The following is a 15,781-nucleotide window of genomic DNA, read 5'->3' on the forward strand; positions in this document are numbered from 1 at the left end:
TAATCGAGTCCTCGTTTTACGCGTAGCTCAAGCCATCTACGACTTTGTGCTTATGCAAAGTTATTGGTAAATCGTGCCGGCCCACTGGGTAAGGCCGGTAACGACGCTGCCAAAATGGTCGCCATCCACTATTTTGATATCGCCTAATAATTGCTGGGTTGCTTGGCGAATAATGGGCGACTGGCCAGAACCGCCGGTAATAAAAATAATGTCGGGTTTGGCGTTGGCGCTTTGAATACTTTCTTTGAGTAGTTGCTCTATTTGCGATAATGGCTGGGCAATGGCTTGCGAGAGTAAGTCCCTCGATATATCTATTGTTAAGTCGGTTTCTATATCACTGAGATCTGTTGTGTGAAGGGTGTTGGCTGACAGTGCAATTTTGGTTTGCTCGCTCGATTTAATAATTGAAAAATTCTTTTTATATTTCAGCATATGAAGGTAGCGCTGAAATAATTCGGGCTGTTTAGCGTGAGTAAAAATATCTTCTGCTGCGCGAATATTTTCGGGGCTATAAAACTGGGTTTGCGCATTCACATCGTTAATTCTTACGGCATTCCAAAACATTTTAGCGGGTAGCGGAAGACCATCTTTGGTGTGCGATTGCATTCCCATTAACGGCATTATGGCTTTTGCGGCTAAGGCAATATCTAAGTCGTTACCGCCAGTGCGAATGCCGCAGTGGGCTAAAAAATCATCGCTGCGATCTGTTTTGTTTTTATAGCTGGGGCCCATATGCATCATGGTGCAATCAGAGGTACCACCGCCTATATCGAGCACCAGCACTAGTTGATCTTGCGTTAAAGATTGCTCAAATGCTAAACCTGCGGCTAAGGGTTCGTACAAAAATTCAATGTTTTTATAACCACTGCGCTTAGCGGCTAGGCTTAATATTTGTATAGCTTGCCGGTTACCCTCTTCGGTATTGAGGCTTGAAAAATTAACGGGGCGGCCTATAACAACACTGCTAATTTCTTCGCCTGTTTGTTGCGCGGTTGTTGCGTTAACCTGCATCATCATTGCGCTTACGACATCTTCAAAAAAAGTAAGGTGGCCTATATTTAAGCCTGTTGCACCTAAAAAAGATTTTGGCGATTTGGCAAAAAAGCCTTCGTCTGGCGCCAATTTGTATTCAGCCATAGCGGCTGCGCCAAAATGTACCAGTGTTTCGTTAGCGGCAATGCCTTGTTCGTGTCGAAAGTTGGCAGCTAAGCGCAATTGGGCGGCGCGCTGGCTTTGGTACTCTTGCTGTTTTGGTCCGCTGGGGAGCTGCTTAGCAACATGTTCGATAATGGCCTCGCGGCATTCTGCAAATACAACAGATGGCAGATAGTGGCTGTCTTGCTCTAAGGCAACGCGTGTGACGCTGTTATTGTTAATAACGCCGAGTGCACAATTAGAGGTGCCGTAGTCAAAACCTGCAATCATAAAATCACCTCTTGAGCGTAAAGCCGGTTGCAAAAGTGTTGCGCGTAAGTGCCGCAAAAAGCGCGGCATTGTGGAGATGTGCCTGCGCAAGGTCAAGCGTAGGTTTGTGTTTGAGTGGGCTAGCCCATGTCTTGTGGGTCAACATCGATGGACCATCGCACCCGTTTGCTAAGGGCTTCTTTGTTTAGTGCTTCCACAAGTTGTTGCAGTAGCTGTGTTCGCGTTTGACGGTGGCTAAACTGTAATTGTAGTTGGTAGCGAAAGCGGTCGTTGCGGCGCTCCATAAACGCGGGTATTGGGCCTAGGTAGCTGCACTCTGGGCTTGGCGGCTGCAGCTGTCGAGCAATTTGCGCGGCTTTAGTGAGTAGCGCTTTGGCATTGTCGGCGCGCTTGGATTCGGCCCTTAGTAAAGCCATGTGATTGTACGGCGGCATGCGGCAGCTAGCGCGTTCGCCGAGTATGCTTTTTGCAAAGTTATGGTAACCCTCTGTAATCAGCTGGGTCAGTAGCGGGTGGTCTGGGCGGTAGCTTTGAATAATTACAGTGCCGGGCTTTTCGGCTCTGCCTGCACGCCCTGCCACTTGAATAACCTGCTGGCCCATGCGCTCTATGCCGCGAAAGTCACCGCTTAACAAGCCTTGGTCGGTATCGACAATAACTACTAAGGTGACATTCGGAAAGTGGTGCCCTTTTGCCAGCATCTGGGTGCCAACGAGCAAACACGGTTGGCCTTCAAGCAATTGTTGGGTTAATTCGGCCATGGCATTTTTGCGCTGCATGGAATCTTGATCAACGCGAATAACGGTGTGCTGATTAAATGCAGCTTGTAATGTTTCTTCTGCTCGTTCGGTACCTTGGCCTAATGCACTAAGTGCTGGATTCATGCAGCTGGGGCATTGGCTGGGTGGGTAGGCCATAGCGCCGCAGTGGTGGCAATGCAATTTGCGGGGGCTATTGTGCAGTGTCATGCGGGCATCGCAATATTTACAGGCCGCAGACCAACCACAGCTTTGACAGATTAACGACGGGGCAAACCCCCGCCGGTTAATAAACACTAAGGCTTGCTCGCCGCGCTCCAGCGTTGCTGAAATAGCGTCCATGCTGGCCTGCGCAATGCCTGCGTGCTGCGGTTGTTTACGCATATCTAAAAGCTGCAATGCAGGGGTGGCAGCATTTGCGGCACGTTGTGTTAGACGCAGGTGGTGGTAGCGTTGTTGTAATGCGTTGTGGAGCGATTCGAGTGACGGGGTTGCAGAGCCAAGCAGTAAGGGGATGTTATTTTTTTTTGCGCGCACAATTGCGAGGTCGCGTGCGGAATAGCGCAGGCCTTCTTGTTGCTTGAAGGACAGGTCGTGCTCTTCATCTACGATAATAATGCCCAGCTCCGGCAGTGGCGCAAAAACGGCGAGGCGAGTACCAATGACGATGCGTGCTTGGCCGCTAAAGGCGCTGTGCCAGTTCTCGAGCCGTGCTCCTTTGGCAACGTTGGAATGAAGTTGGGTAATGGGTACGGCAAAGCGTTCTTCAAAGCGGGCTACTGTTTGCGGTGTTAAGCCAATTTCTGGTACCAAAACCAGCGCCTGTTGGCCTGCTTGTAAAACGCGCGCAATGGCTTGCAGGTATACCTCGGTTTTGCCGCTGCCGGTTATGCCTTCTAACAGATAACAGCCAAATTTGTGAAAACGAATGGTATCAAGCGCATGCTGTTGTTCGTTATTGAGCGTCCTGGGTGTTTCATTGAGTACTTGCTGACTGGCTGGCAAGGCTTGTGCGTCGGCTAAAAAGGTTTCGGCTAGATTCTTTTTTTGCAGTTGTTTTAGGGCGCTTTTGTCGACTTGCTTAGCGGTTAATGCTGTTTCGGCAAGTGGCGCCGAGTGGAGTAGCACTTCCCATGCGGTTTGTTGTTTTGGGCTGCGCTTAAAGTTTTCACTATTAAGCCCTTTGCCCTCAGTGGTTAGTTGCCAGTAGGCCGTTTGCGGCAGGGCGCCATCGCTAGCGCGCAGCTTTTGTGGCAGGGCCGCCATCATCACTTCACCGAGTGGGTGCTGGTAGTACTCGGCAGCAAACTGGCAAAGCGCAAGAATATCGCCGTGAATCACAGGCTTGGCGTCGAGTGCTTGATATGCCGGTTTGAGCTTTTCAATGGGGTAGCTGGCGGTATGGCTTTTTGATATTAAAATGCCAACCAATGTTTGTCGGCCAAAAGGGACTTCAACGCGAATGCCTGGTATTAAGGCGTCGTTTTGCGCTGGTGTGTAATCAGCAGGTGCCAAGTACTCAAAATGACGAAAAAGCGGCGTAGGTAACGCGAGCGTTAAAACAGTAGGGTGATCACAGTTCATAGATAGTGCTAGTGGTGAAGACGAGTATTAAGTTGTGCTGCGGGCGGCAAGTATGACACCCATGCCGCTTGCTCGCTATTGCAGATAACACTGCCTGCTTAGGCTACTTTAGGTATAACTGCGTTGGGTTGTACGCGCAGCTTCGTTATGCATTAAATTTCTTTGCTGGGTGGTTTTTAATCTGGTAGTATGCGCGCTCATTTTTCCGCCCAATTCACTCCTTGTGCGGTGCTCAGCGGTAAATCTTGGTGATATTGACCAAGACAGACTGAGTGGCGGCGCATTTTAAATAGAGGCAATACCATGCAAGCTGATATCCAACCAAAATACGAAGCTATGAAAGCAACTTGTAGCTGTGGCAACGTTATTGAAACACGCTCTACTTACACTAAGGATTTAACCTTAGACGTATGTTCTGAGTGTCACCCTTTTTACACCGGTAAGCAGAAAAATGCTGACACTGGTGGTCGTATTGATCGCTTCAAGAAGCGTTTTGGTGGTCGTCGCGCAAGCTAAGTTTGCCACGAGACTAAAACGAAAAGCCGACTTTGTCGGCTTTTTTTATGCCTGAAATTTGAGCCTGAAAGTGCGACTGCGCAGGTTTGTTGTTCACGACTTCTACGGATGCCGGTCATAGCATGTCTAACGCGCGGGTTTGTTGGGTAATGTTTTTATCTGATGTTGCGGCTGCGTGCGGATTTGCGGCAAGTATCGTTTTCTATGTAGTCGGCGCTTGAGACTATAGCGCGGCGATGAAACGAAAGAGCCTAAGCGAAACTATCGCTTAGGCTCTTTCGTTTTCACTATTTGGCGACCCTAGGAATAAACCCTAGGAATAAAACCCTAGTTATTAGCTGAGGGTGTAAGTGAAGTCACCTTCTTCTGTGGCGCCTACGTGAATGGCGGTGATGGGTTGCTCGTCGGCCATGCGGCTTAGGCATTGGCTGGCAAGTACTGGTAGCAATGTTTTGTTTAGAATGCCTTCAATATTCCGGGCACCAGTATCGGCTTCTTGGCAGCGCGCAATAATATTCACCAATACGTCTTCATCGTAGCTAAAGGCTGCGCCGTAATGTTCTTTAACGCGTTTTTCGATACGACGCATATTAATCGCGCAAATTTTGATGAGATTTTCATCATCGAGTGGGTAGTAAGTAATAACGTTAGTGCGGCCTAAAAATGCGGGCTTGAAGTGTTTGAGCAAATGCGGGCGAATATTGTCGAGCAAAACCTCGGGGTCGGGCTTTTCTTCGACTTGGTCGAAGATTGCGCGAATAGCATCTTCGCCGGCATTGGAGGTCATGATGATTAAGGTATTTTTAAAGTCGATATCACGGCCTTCGCCATCCTTAATGGTGCCTTTATCAAACAGGTTGTAAAAAATATCCTGAACGCCTGGGTGCGCTTTTTCCATTTCGTCGAGCAAAATAACGGAGTAAGGCTTGCGTCGCGCAGCTTCTGTTAATACACCGCCTTCACCAAAACCAACATAACCTGGAGGTGAACCTAGCAGCATGGAAACTTTGTGCTCTTCTTTAAATTCCGACATGTTAATGGTAGTGATGTTTTGCTCGCCACCGAAGAGTTCGTCAGCCAATGCCAATGCGGTTTCTGTTTTACCTACACCACTGGTGCCGCAGAATAAAAAGACACCCATAGGTTTGCGTGGGTCGGTAAGCCCTGCGCGCGACATTTGAATTGCCTGAGATACCGCCTCAAGTGAATGTTGCTGGCCAATAACGCGTTTATTTAAACGCTCGGCTAATGATTGCACCGCGTGAATTTCATCGCTGACCATCTTGCCGACAGGGATGCCCGTCCAGTTTGCGATAATTTCGGCAACTGCTTGAGCATCTACGTGCGGGTGAATTAACGGTAGGTTGCCTTGAATTTCTTTTAAAGAAGTACTGAGTGCTAATAATTCTTCTTGTGTTTCAGTGCTGGGGTTTTCTTCGGTGTTATCCGAAATGCTGTCGTAAATCGCACTGATTTTATCAACCAGTTCTTTTTCTTTTTGGTGTTGTTCTGTTAGGCGTTGAAGGTCAGCTTCGGCCTCAGCCTTCTTTTCGTGCAATTCGGCAATTTTATCGCCGTGGCCACCGCTAACAGCATGCTCTTTTTGTAGTGCAGTAATTGCGGTATCGGCACGTTCTATACGCCGTGTTGCGTCTTCAATGGGGTAGGGGGTGGCAGTAATGCTAAGTGATACGCGAGCGCAAGCGGTATCTAATAAACTCACTGACTTATCCGGCAATTGTCGGCCCGGAATATAACGGTGCGATAATTTAACCGAGGCAATAATCGCTTCTTCTAAAATGCGGACCTTGTGGTGTGTTTCTAGTGCTTGGGCGACGCCGCGCATCATATCAATAGCGCGCTCTTCGCTGGGCTCTTCCACTTTTACTACTTGGAAGCGACGGGTTAAAGCTGGGTCGCGCTCAAAATATTTTTTATATTCTGCCCAGGTCGTTGCAGCAATAGTGCGCAATTCACCACGCGCTAAAGCAGGCTTTAATAAGTTGGCGGCATCGCCTTGGCCTTCTTTACCGCCGGCACCAATTAAGGTGTGGGCTTCGTCAATAAATAAAATAATGGGTGTGGGGGAAGATTGTACTTCTTCAATAACGGACTTTAAGCGGTTTTCAAATTCGCCTTTAACGCTGGCTCCAGCTTGCAGTAAACCCAAATCCAAAGTGCGAAGCGCAATGTTTTGTAACGCGCTTGGCACGTCGCCTTGTGCGATGCGTTGTGCAAGGCCCTCAACTACAGCGGTTTTACCTACGCCTGCTTCACCGGTAAGAATGGGATTGTTTTGGCGGCGGCGGGTAAGAATATCCATGCACTGGCGGATTTCTTCATCGCGGCCAAGTACGGGGTCCATTTTGCCTGTTTTGGCTTTGGCGGTTAAATCGATGGTGTATTTATCGAGCGTGGGCGTTTTGCTGTTAGAAATACCGCCGCCAGCGCTGGCTTCACCGGGTGCCGACTGAATAGTACCGGCGCGTTTACTTTCACTGGTTTGGCCGTAGGTATCACGCGCACCATTGCGCAGTGATTCAGCGGGAATGTTGGCCAGCTCTGGGCAGGAATCGGTAATTTGACGTTTAAGGGTGTCGTCTAATAATAGTGCGGTAATTAAATGCCCTGATGTAATTGCATCGTGACCAAAATCCACAGAGGCTAGCATCCAAGCATTTTTGGCCGCTTCCACAATAGAGGGCGCTAATGCGGCTGGGCGAGAGCTGCCGGATTTAAAGCCTGCAATGCTGTCGGCCAGTTGCTTGGCGAGGTGCGAAGGATTGACATCGTGGGCAGATAACAGTTGGTAAAGGTCGTTATCGGTTTGGTCGAGTATTTTTAAGACCCAGTGTTCTAGCTCTACGCTAAATTGGCCTTGTGAGATACAAATGCCTGCAGCGCCTTCTAGCGAATCCCGCAAGTAGGGGGACATTTTGTTTACGAGTGATTTTAAGTCAATGCTAATCATAAAGGTTTCCTTGTGTCATACAGGTTTAACTGGCCATGGGTAGCGTGTCATCAGGCGGTGTAATCTCCGACGACATGCGCACGGATAATGAAGATAATGCTTGATTCGCAGTGCCAAGTACAGTGTTCCAGCCGAGGGTGGGAGCATACTTTGGCGTTTGGTGTAACTGAGTATTGGTAATGCTTTCGCCTGCGAGCGAAACATCCAAATCAAAAATGAGTTCCGGCCCGGCAGCTTGGCGAATAAATGAAATTAAGGCTCGCACCATGGGAGTGCCAGGGGCAAGCGAGTCAAATTCATCGTGGTTATTTGGTTTAATGGCAACAGTAAATTTGCCTGTGCAGCTATAGCATTTTGAGCCTAAAAAGGTGTTTTGGCCTAAAGCATTATTTTGTGAGCCAAGGCGCGTCATAATGTCGGGGGTGAGTTCGCTATAGGTGCCAGTAAATTGTTTTATTTCGGCCGATAAGCCAAAGCGCGCTTTAATCATGCTGGCTAGCCCGCTGGCAGTACAAGTGCTGCGCGATAAAAAGCCCGACAGTGGAATTAAGCTTTCGTCGCTGTAAGGTTGGCGATATTGCAGCGATGGCAAGCCAAGCCCCATCAAAGATAGCAGCGCGTGAGTTGCGCTATCGTTGCCACGGCGCGCGCGTATTTTATGAGTTTCAAAACTAATGGGAATTTGGTACTTGGCCCATGCTTTGTACATCATGGTAATTGCGCGGTGATTAAATATTTCTAAAAAATCATGCAGACCGGTATTTTTTTGCTTGAGCTCACGCAGGATTGTTTCGCTCATATGGTAAGGCAAAACGCCTTGTGCGCCGGTTAGCCCCATAAATGCAATAGTCATTTGCCATTGGTTTTCGGGAACTTGAGAATCGGGCTCGCTATTGCGGCCCTGAAATACTTTAACCACATCCGCTGGCGAAAAAGAAAGCTGCTGGCGAGTTTTGAAACGCAAAAATTCTTGCGAAGGCGGTGCCTGCAAGGACAGTGGTGCGCTAACGGTGTTATCCGCTTGCTGCGCTTTAATGGCTGCGTATTCAATAGTCCTTACCGCTTGGTAAAAGTTAAAGCGGTAGGGCTCTTGTTTTAGCTGCTCAATTACACTAAGGCTTTTTCGCCGGCGCGTGGTGGCCATTTATAGAGTACTCCGTCTTTACCTGACAGCTTAATACTGAGCTTGGTGAATGAATTGATCGAGCAGTACAAACCAAAAAAGTGATTTAATAAATTGGCAAAAGCCAAGATACTTGCACCATTAAGCATGAGTGGATCAAGGGTTAAAACAATCTCTGTGCCGCGGCATAGGGCTATAGTGCCATCCACTTGAATAGGGGCAGTAATAGCTTTGGTTTTAATTGCTTGAATTGATTCGATGCGATTGCGTGTGCTGGCTGAATCTTTAAAGTCGTAGAGCCGCAAAATTTCTTTGAGTGCCTCTAGCGAACTATTGCCTTGTGTAATTGATAAATGGTTTAAGTTGAGGTGTGAAATCAGTCGCCAGTAGGCGCGCTTCCCCTGTGGCGGGCGAATGCTTTCTGTTGGCGGCACAACGCAGCGAATGTTCTCGATGGGCGCGCTGCCTTCAACAATTGTAAGGTATGGCTGCCCGTTACTGGTAGGTAGTTTTTTGGGCAGGTTTCTATTGCTACAGTGCAATTTTATTTCAAGTGCTTGATTCGTGATGTCGCAAGGGTTAAACCCCAAATCGACAATACCTAACTCAACTTCGCTGGCATATTCGTTGCCGTGCTCACCTTCGGTGACCTCTTTGCGTTTACTAAACCAAAAAGCGGACGTTTTAGTTTGTTTATGGTTTGTGCCATAAAAGCGGCTGTAGTCTGTTTTATGGCCGCGATCGTTAATACTTGTGACGGCATCAACAGAGTAGACTTCTAGCGAATTGTGGTGCCTAGCATCCGGTTCGATTGGGTAGGTGTACTCTGTATTGGTTACGCGGATAGGGTCGGCGGTATGTTTAAATAAATTAATGGCTGGAGTGCAATTAAGTGCAAACATGCTGGGCGATATTTGGTGCTCTAGCTCGTCGTCGTGGCGCTTTAAATAAAAGTATAAGCAAAGTTTGTCGCCATCAATATGTTGCGAAATCTCCCCAAGGTTTTTAATGTCCACAAACAGGAATTTTTCGGGTAGAGCAAAGTATTCACTAAGTAAACGGTAGCCGCTAAAAGAGTTATCTGGAAATGGCAGTAGAGCTTCATCATTATCAAAGCCCACGGGCTGTAAACAGCTTGTTGGGAGTTTGCGATACTCATTGTCGGAATCTGATGTAGCAATCACAATCGATTCGCATTCTGCCAACATTAAATCGTAAAGCGGCAGCGTGTGCTGCTTAGGGCCTTTCAAGAAAAAACGTAGCGAATCTAATTCGAGATCGGCAAAGGTGATCGCTTCGCTGAATGTTTTTAAGCTAATTTTAAGTACTGCATCGGCGCTAGGCGCACTGTTAGAGCCAGGAGCAATAAACGGTTTCTGCACTAACTTTACGCTATCGACGCTAAAGGGACTGATATCGACGGGGTAACTGGTGGTGAATTTACAGGTGTCGTGGGCGTCGTTATCGGTTTGTAATTCGGTTTGTGCAGGTAGCTTATGTATTTTGTCTAAGTCTTCTTGCGGTGGGCATTGAACAATACAAAGCGAGGGAATAGGTCGCAAATAATGCGGGTATAAAGTATCAAGAATGCCGTCGCTTAGTTCGGGCAGGTCGTCATCTAATTTTTGATGGATGCGAGCGTTCATATAAGCGACGCCGGAAACCAACTGGTTGACTAGGGGGTCATTAATGGCATCTTCGGTAATTTGCAGGCTGCTGGCAGCCCCTGGGTGCTTGCGTGCAAATTCACTGGCCGATAACTGTAAGAACGCCAGTTCCTTTTCGTAATATTGGAGTAACTTGTCCGTCATTAAGTTTTACTCATTAGGATATTTCTGAAATATCAACCGCGTGGCTTATCGGGTTGAAAGCCGAGTCGAAGACGATTGTTTCTTCCGAGGGGCTAACATGCAACACAGCTTCTACGCGAAATCGAATGGTGGGGTCTTCTACATCGACTTTGTCACCGATGCTAACTTTGGCTGACTTTACGCGCGGTTCGTAGTGTTTAATCACGGCTTCCACTTGGTTGCAAAAATTTTTACGGTCATCTTTTGATGAAAAATTAATTGTTGATAGATCGGGTAGGCCAAAATTAAGTAGCGATTTTTGCAGGTGGGTGTACTGCCTCGCTGGTGAATGTGTGCAAGAACGAGTGTTAAACAAAGATTCTAAATCGCGTCTTACGCTTTCGCGTATTTGTGCGATAACGGCTTGCGGGCGAGCATAACTAGACGTTTTACTGTCGTTAAGTAGCCTGTCCATTAGTGGAGCGAGCAGTTGTTTTTTATCGTTGCTATTCATTAGTTTTGCCCAACAGCGCTTTTGCTAATAGAAGTAGAAAGCTTAAGCTCGGCAACAAGATGGTCGACTGTGTAGTGGTTTTTCAAATAAATAACACACTGGTATACCTCCATTTGGCCTGGGGTCTCCATAACCTGAACGCGTGCACGCCGTAAGGGTTTTCGGGCGAGCATTTCCCAGCCCATGTCATCGCGGCCAGAGGTGTATTGATCAAACCATTTTTGCAGCGTGCGTTGGCAATCTTCAGCGCTGTTAAAAGAGCCGACCTTTTCTCGAATAATAACTTTTACGTATTGGGCAAAACGTGAGCCGCATAAAATATGTTGCAACATACTACTTATGCGCGCATTAGCATTGGCTGATTTATTGCCGTAGTTATGCGGTTGCTGAATAGAAGGGCAGTTGGTAAATGCAGCGAAAGGGGAGTTGTAGCCTTGGGATAAAGTAATAAACCCTAATTCGCTCAGTTGCCGCTCCATCGAATCTGTAAGAATTGCAGGCGTTACGCTTTTGGTGCGTGTTGGGCTTGAGTCTGTTGTGTAGTGGGGTGCGGCAAAACTGGTGAGTAACCCGCCGCCGGCGTGGTCACGCGGTACGCCACGAATATGTGAAAACCAACCGACATCAGCAAACTCACGAATGAGTATGGTGGCAAAAGCGAAGCTGCTATTACCCCATAAATACTTTTGGTTGTTATTGCCTTGGCAGTGCTCTTGGAAGCGAAAGTTGCCCCACGCAGAAAAGTGCGTATTTAATGGCTGGCGCATAAGTACTGAAGGCATGGTTAAGGCAATAAAGCGTGAGTCTTCTTGCGCTCTCAGGCTGTTCCAGCGGATATATTCTGGGTGTGAAAATACTTGCCGAAATTCGATTTGAGGGTTGAGGTCCTCAAAGCTATCGATACCGAATAACTCTGGCGCAGCACTGCAAATAAAGGGCGCAAAGGCGGCCGCCGCAATGTGCGACATAATTTGCAAGGTGTATACGTCGTCGTGCGGTGTATTTTTTGTCGGCTTATGTGCGACGGCATAATCGCCGATTAATACAGTGTAAGGCTCGCCACCGGCCATGCCGAATTCTTGGTTGTAAATAAGGTGAAACAAGCGCGTGTGTTCAAAATCGGAAGCGCGCTCAATATCGCGGCATAAGTCTCGCCAGCTGACATCCAATAGTTTAATTTTAATATTTTTAGCGTGACTTGATTCGTCTACTAAATGCCACAGCCCCAACCATCGGCTTTCCATTTCTTGAAAGCGCTTGTGGTGCAGTATTGCGTTGATTTGTTCGTTGATTAGCTCGTCAAGTTCGGCGATTTGCTCTGTGAGTAAATCCGCTAGCGAGTATGTTGTGCTTGTTAGGTCGCAGAGCTTGGCCCAAATTTCTAGCGCGCCTCGGTCTGAGGGCTCATCAATGAAATGCTCAATGCTGACGCTGGTGGGTGTATTGTTGGCTGCGAAGAGGTGATCGTAATTTATGATACTTTCGTTGTTGATAACTGGCTTATCAACGGCGTTGGTGTCTTGGCTGGAAGGTATCATAGCGAGTTATGGCTTTGTGTTTTTTACACGTTTGGCAATTTCAATAACTCGGTAAGCGCTAACTATATGGTTGGCTGCAGGGTATTGATAACGAATTGTGTAAAAAATGGTGGCTAGGTAAAAAATAAGGGCAAGGCCAAAGCCTTGCCCTTATTGGACTTAGCTCTTGGCTGGAATGTTGGCCACTAAGCGCATAGACGCTGTAAGCTCTTCCATTTGCAACCAAGGCTTCAAGTAGGCCACTGCGTTGTAAGCACCTGGCTGGCCAGGAATTTCTTTTACTTCAACGCGTGCTTCTTGTAGCGGGTACTTGATTTTCATGTCCGCGCTAGCATCTGGGTTGGGGTTAGTGTATTGCGAAATCCACTTATTCAACCAACGCTCACACTCACTGGCCTGCATGAACGAACCCACTTTGTCTCGCGCCATAACTTTTAAGTAGTGGGCAATACGTGAGGTCGCCATGATGTAAGGCAAGCGAGCTGAAATGCTGGCATTCGCTGTGGCATTAGGGTCGCCGTACACTTTGGGTTCGTGCGCTGTTTGTGAGCCAAAAAATACAGAGTAATCGGTATTTTTGTAGTGACACAAAGGCAAGAAGCCCAAAGACGATAACTCTGCTTCACGGCGATCGGTAATGCCAATTTCGGTCGGACATTTCTGATCAACGTCACCATCATCACTTTTAAAGAGGTGAGTGGGTAAGCCTTCAACTTTACCGCCACCTTCCGCACCGCGAATGGCTGTACACCAAGCCGTTTCGGCAAAGGCGTGCGTTAATGTAGTGCCCATTACGTAAGCGGCATTAGACCAGCAGTATTCGTTGTGCTCAGCTGGTTTAGCCATGCCTGAGCTATCAACTTCAAACTCTTCGAAGTTGAAAGCTTCGATTGCATTTGTATTGGCACCATAAGGCGTGCGTGATAAAACGCGAGGCATAACCAAAGAAACAAAACGCGAATCGTCGCTGGCACGGAAGCTGCGCCATTTAATGTATTCTTGTGATTCAAATGCGCTGGCAAGGTCGCGCGGCTTGGTAAGTTCGGTGTACTCGTCAAAGCCAAACATTTCTGAACCAGCAGCTGTTACGAATGGGCAGAAGCCCGCTGCAGCTACGTGAGACATGTTGGTTAGCAAGTCGATATCGACAGGGTTGTTGCCGAATTCGAAGTCGCCAATAAGGGTAGAAAACGGCTCGCCACCGGCGGTACCAAATTCGTCTTCGTAAATGCGTTTGAATGTTTGGCTTTGGTCAAACTCAACAGCTTTTTCAAGATCGCGAGACAGCTCTTTTTTGCTGACGTTAAGCATGCGAATCTTTAATGATTTACCGGTTTGAGAATTGGTCACTAAGTGGTGCAAACCGCGCCAAGAGCCTTCCAATTTTTGAAATTTTTCTTGGTGTAAAATAGCACTCAGCTGCTTAGACATTGCCTGATCAATGGCAACAATCGCTTTATTGATTGTATTGGTTAAGCTGCGATCCCATGTGACGGTGCCCTTAAGCGCTTGTGCTGTTAAGTTAGCAATCAAGTCTTGGGTTTCATCTGGGGCTGTTTGTTTGGTTGCGCTAATAGCTTGCTCAAGTAAGCTTACCGAAGCACCTTCGGCAGCTTCTGCACCGGCTTCAGTGCTTGTTTCAAGGGCGTCGTTACTCATTATTCAGCTTCCCCTTCTTTTTTCTCTAAGCCAAGTTCTTTTGACAGATTGGCAACGTTATCGGTATTTTGAAGAATCTCTTCTAGTACACGCTCTAAGTCTTCAGAGCGGTCTGCTTTGCTCATTAGGTCGCGTAGTTTATTGCGTGCAGCCAACAAGTTTTTAAGTGGCTCTACTTGATCAACAATAGCTTCAGGAGAAAAATCATCCATTTGTTTGAAGTCGAGATCAACAGACATTTTTGAACCGTCGCCAGCGAGGGTGTTTTCGACTTGTAGTTCGAGCTTTGGGTTAACTTTACCCATTACGTCGTTGAAGTTTTCACCATCGATTTGCGCGAACTTACGCTCTTTCAACGGCTTGCGGATACCGGCGTTATCACCAGAGTAATCGCCCATTACGCCAGCTACGAAAGGGAGTTCCCTTTCTGCGGTTCCACCGCTAGCTTCTACATCGTAGGTGATATGTACGCGCGGCTTGCGTACGCGCTTCAGTTTATTGTGGATGCTTTCAGACATTTGAGTCTCCTTTTCTGCGCGAAAGCGCACGTTACGTTTATAAAAAGCTAGGTTTGAAATTTTACTTGGCGGCACATGTTACCACGTGCGTTGCCATTTGTGTTTTGCCTTATTTAGCGCCTTACCAACCGCCGCTTTTCTCTGCGGCAGCGGGTTCTGCTGGCGCTTCGGGTTTGGCTGGCGCTGGTGCCGCGGCGCTTGGTGCTGCTGGCTTAGCTGTGACCGGTGGTGCGACATAGCCTTGTGTATCCGAGCCGTCTAGCATTACGCCGGTTAGCTGCGAATAAATGCCTTTGGCTTGATCGTCGGGAAGCAGCTCGGCCATTAGCTCGGCGACGGTCATGCGGCCCCATTTGATCATGCGCTCAAGGCCTGGCCCTATCGGTGTGTGTGGCTCGTAGCGACGAAAGTATTCGGCAACATCGGTCAAGCGGCGCAGCGCGTCTTCTCTGTCTACAATAGCGCCTTCGCGCACAATGGTTGTTACCACTTGCTCTGTGCCTGCGCTTGTTTGTGGTGTGTTATCAGTATTGCTTGCGGGCGCATCGACGGGTGCCTGTGCCGCTTTGGGCACAACTAATTTATCTTTAAAGATAAATTTGCAGGTGCGGACAATTTCGTCGAGCAGGTTACTGATGTTGCTGCTCGGTGGCGTATCGTGGCCACAATGCGTGCGCAAGGATTCGCCAAGATGCTGATAAGCGCTTTGCGCTTCTTCTAAGGTTTCGATGAATTGGGTGAAGAATTTACCGTCACCCATCATTATGCTGTTTTGGATCGAGTTTAAGCTGTAGCCAAGTTCATCGTTGCGGCTGGCTTTTTCTTTCGCGTCAGGGATGTTGTCGGCTGCGTGAGCTTGCTGGTATTCCCAAAAAGTAAAAGGCGTATCGGTGTAGGGATCGCATAAAAGCGCGTTACGCATGGGCGTTAACAAGGTGCCTTCACCGCTTTCACCGTTGAGGCCGGTAATAGGAATAACCTTAGTTTCTATGCCATCTTCGTCGGGTTCTGGGTAGAGGTTATCCCAGTACTGATCAACCAGTTTATCCAGTAAAACCATACCATCGCGCAAACCCGGAAAGCCGTACAGGCGAATCATGCCCTCAATTAACCAGCAAGTCACTTCGATGTCTTTGCTTTTGGTGGTAAGAATGCTTTCAGCTTCGCTAATAACTGTTTGCCACGGGGCGACGGTATCGACATCTGGGTCTAAGAGGGCGGACTTTTCTGCGCTACGGCCCTCGTTACGCGCATCTTTAATGCGGTAAAAGCTAGACGTCGGAGAGCGGTCTTCACGGATATCTATACCGTGGGGTTGCTCATCAGAAATAGGAGCAAGTAACTGATCAAGGTCGATAATGTAATCAAGCGGCACGACGCTGTTC

Annotated in this window: 11 protein-coding genes; 1 reads left to right on the forward strand and 10 read right to left on the reverse strand. The window is 47.9% G+C overall.

The features are described 5' to 3' along the window. Positions 1–60: 60 nt before the first annotated feature. Both yegD and MARGE09_RS05510 read right to left on the reverse strand, forming a co-directional pair. Positions 61–1,425 carry a molecular chaperone gene (gene yegD, locus MARGE09_RS05505; RefSeq protein ID WP_236986345.1) on the reverse strand — a complete coding sequence of 455 codons (1,365 nt, stop codon included), beginning with the start codon at positions 1,423–1,425 and terminating at the stop codon, positions 61–63. 119 nt (positions 1,426–1,544) lie between these two features. Next, positions 1,545–3,767, reverse strand: a complete 2,223-nt coding sequence (locus MARGE09_RS05510) for a primosomal protein N' (protein ID WP_236986346.1) — start codon at positions 3,765–3,767, stop codon at positions 1,545–1,547. A gap of 303 nt (positions 3,768–4,070) precedes the next feature. On the opposite strand from MARGE09_RS05510, the gene rpmE reads away from it, so the two are divergent. Further along, positions 4,071–4,283, forward strand: coding sequence for a 50S ribosomal protein L31 (gene rpmE / locus MARGE09_RS05515; protein WP_236986347.1), 213 nt, complete (start codon positions 4,071–4,073; stop codon positions 4,281–4,283). A gap of 334 nt (positions 4,284–4,617) precedes the next feature. On the opposite strand, the gene tssH is transcribed toward rpmE, so the two are convergent. The 8 genes from tssH to tssA all read right to left on the reverse strand — a co-directional run bounded on the left by tssH (position 4,618) and on the right by tssA (position 15,771). Beyond that, positions 4,618–7,254 carry a type VI secretion system ATPase TssH gene (gene tssH / locus MARGE09_RS05520; RefSeq protein ID WP_236986348.1) on the reverse strand — a complete coding sequence of 879 codons (2,637 nt, stop codon included), beginning with the start codon at positions 7,252–7,254 and terminating at the stop codon, positions 4,618–4,620. A gap of 25 nt (positions 7,255–7,279) precedes the next feature. Beyond that, positions 7,280–8,398 carry a type VI secretion system baseplate subunit TssG gene (tssG, locus tag MARGE09_RS05525; RefSeq protein WP_236986349.1) on the reverse strand — a complete coding sequence of 373 codons (1,119 nt, stop codon included), beginning with the start codon at positions 8,396–8,398 and terminating at the stop codon, positions 7,280–7,282. Further along, the gene (tssF, locus tag MARGE09_RS05530; protein WP_236986350.1) at positions 8,362–10,188 is read right to left on the reverse strand and encodes a type VI secretion system baseplate subunit TssF; all 1,827 of its coding nucleotides are present in this window, start codon (positions 10,186–10,188) and stop codon (positions 8,362–8,364) included. The genes tssG and tssF overlap by 37 nt, the downstream gene beginning before the upstream one ends. Before the next feature lie 13 nt (positions 10,189–10,201). Further along, the gene (gene tssE / locus MARGE09_RS05535) at positions 10,202–10,681 is read right to left on the reverse strand and encodes a type VI secretion system baseplate subunit TssE (RefSeq protein WP_236986351.1); all 480 of its coding nucleotides are present in this window, start codon (positions 10,679–10,681) and stop codon (positions 10,202–10,204) included. Beyond that, on the reverse strand, positions 10,681–12,219 hold the full coding sequence (tssC, locus tag MARGE09_RS05540; protein ID WP_236986352.1) for a type VI secretion system contractile sheath large subunit: 1,539 nt from the start codon (positions 12,217–12,219) through the stop codon (positions 10,681–10,683). The genes tssE and tssC (MARGE09_RS05540) overlap by 1 nt, the downstream gene beginning before the upstream one ends. 159 nt (positions 12,220–12,378) lie before the next feature. Further along, positions 12,379–13,878 carry a type VI secretion system contractile sheath large subunit gene (tssC, locus tag MARGE09_RS05545; protein WP_236986353.1) on the reverse strand — a complete coding sequence of 500 codons (1,500 nt, stop codon included), beginning with the start codon at positions 13,876–13,878 and terminating at the stop codon, positions 12,379–12,381. Next, entirely contained in the window at positions 13,878–14,396 is a 519-nt protein-coding gene (gene tssB, locus MARGE09_RS05550; protein ID WP_236986354.1) for a type VI secretion system contractile sheath small subunit, read from the reverse strand. The genes tssC (MARGE09_RS05545) and tssB overlap by 1 nt, the downstream gene beginning before the upstream one ends. A gap of 121 nt (positions 14,397–14,517) precedes the next feature. After that, positions 14,518–15,771, reverse strand: coding sequence for a type VI secretion system protein TssA (gene tssA, locus MARGE09_RS05555; RefSeq protein ID WP_236986355.1), 1,254 nt, complete (start codon positions 15,769–15,771; stop codon positions 14,518–14,520). Positions 15,772–15,781: the final 10 nt, after the last annotated feature.

Origin of the sequence: Marinagarivorans cellulosilyticus (assembly GCF_021655555.1) — a bacterium.
Classification (GTDB): domain Bacteria; phylum Pseudomonadota; class Gammaproteobacteria; order Pseudomonadales; family Cellvibrionaceae; genus Marinagarivorans; species Marinagarivorans cellulosilyticus.

What these genes read in the sequence shown, in the direction of transcription:
- yegD (WP_236986345.1), bottom strand. Translation starts at nt 1,425, where the DNA reads ATGATTGCAGGTTTTGACTACGGCACCTCTAATTGTGCACTCGGCGTT.
- MARGE09_RS05510 (WP_236986346.1), bottom strand. Translation starts at nt 3,767, where the DNA reads ATGAACTGTGATCACCCTACTGTTTTAACGCTCGCGTTACCTACGCCG.
- rpmE (WP_236986347.1), top strand. Translation starts at nt 4,071, where the DNA reads ATGCAAGCTGATATCCAACCAAAATACGAAGCTATGAAAGCAACTTGT.
- tssH (WP_236986348.1), bottom strand. Translation starts at nt 7,254, where the DNA reads ATGATTAGCATTGACTTAAAATCACTCGTAAACAAAATGTCCCCCTAC.
- tssG (WP_236986349.1), bottom strand. Translation starts at nt 8,398, where the DNA reads ATGGCCACCACGCGCCGGCGAAAAAGCCTTAGTGTAATTGAGCAGCTA.
- tssF (WP_236986350.1), bottom strand. Translation starts at nt 10,188, where the DNA reads ATGACGGACAAGTTACTCCAATATTACGAAAAGGAACTGGCGTTCTTA.
- tssE (WP_236986351.1), bottom strand. Translation starts at nt 10,681, where the DNA reads ATGAATAGCAACGATAAAAAACAACTGCTCGCTCCACTAATGGACAGG.
- tssC (WP_236986352.1), bottom strand. Translation starts at nt 12,219, where the DNA reads ATGATACCTTCCAGCCAAGACACCAACGCCGTTGATAAGCCAGTTATC.
- tssC (WP_236986353.1), bottom strand. Translation starts at nt 13,878, where the DNA reads ATGAGTAACGACGCCCTTGAAACAAGCACTGAAGCCGGTGCAGAAGCT.
- tssB (WP_236986354.1), bottom strand. Translation starts at nt 14,396, where the DNA reads ATGTCTGAAAGCATCCACAATAAACTGAAGCGCGTACGCAAGCCGCGC.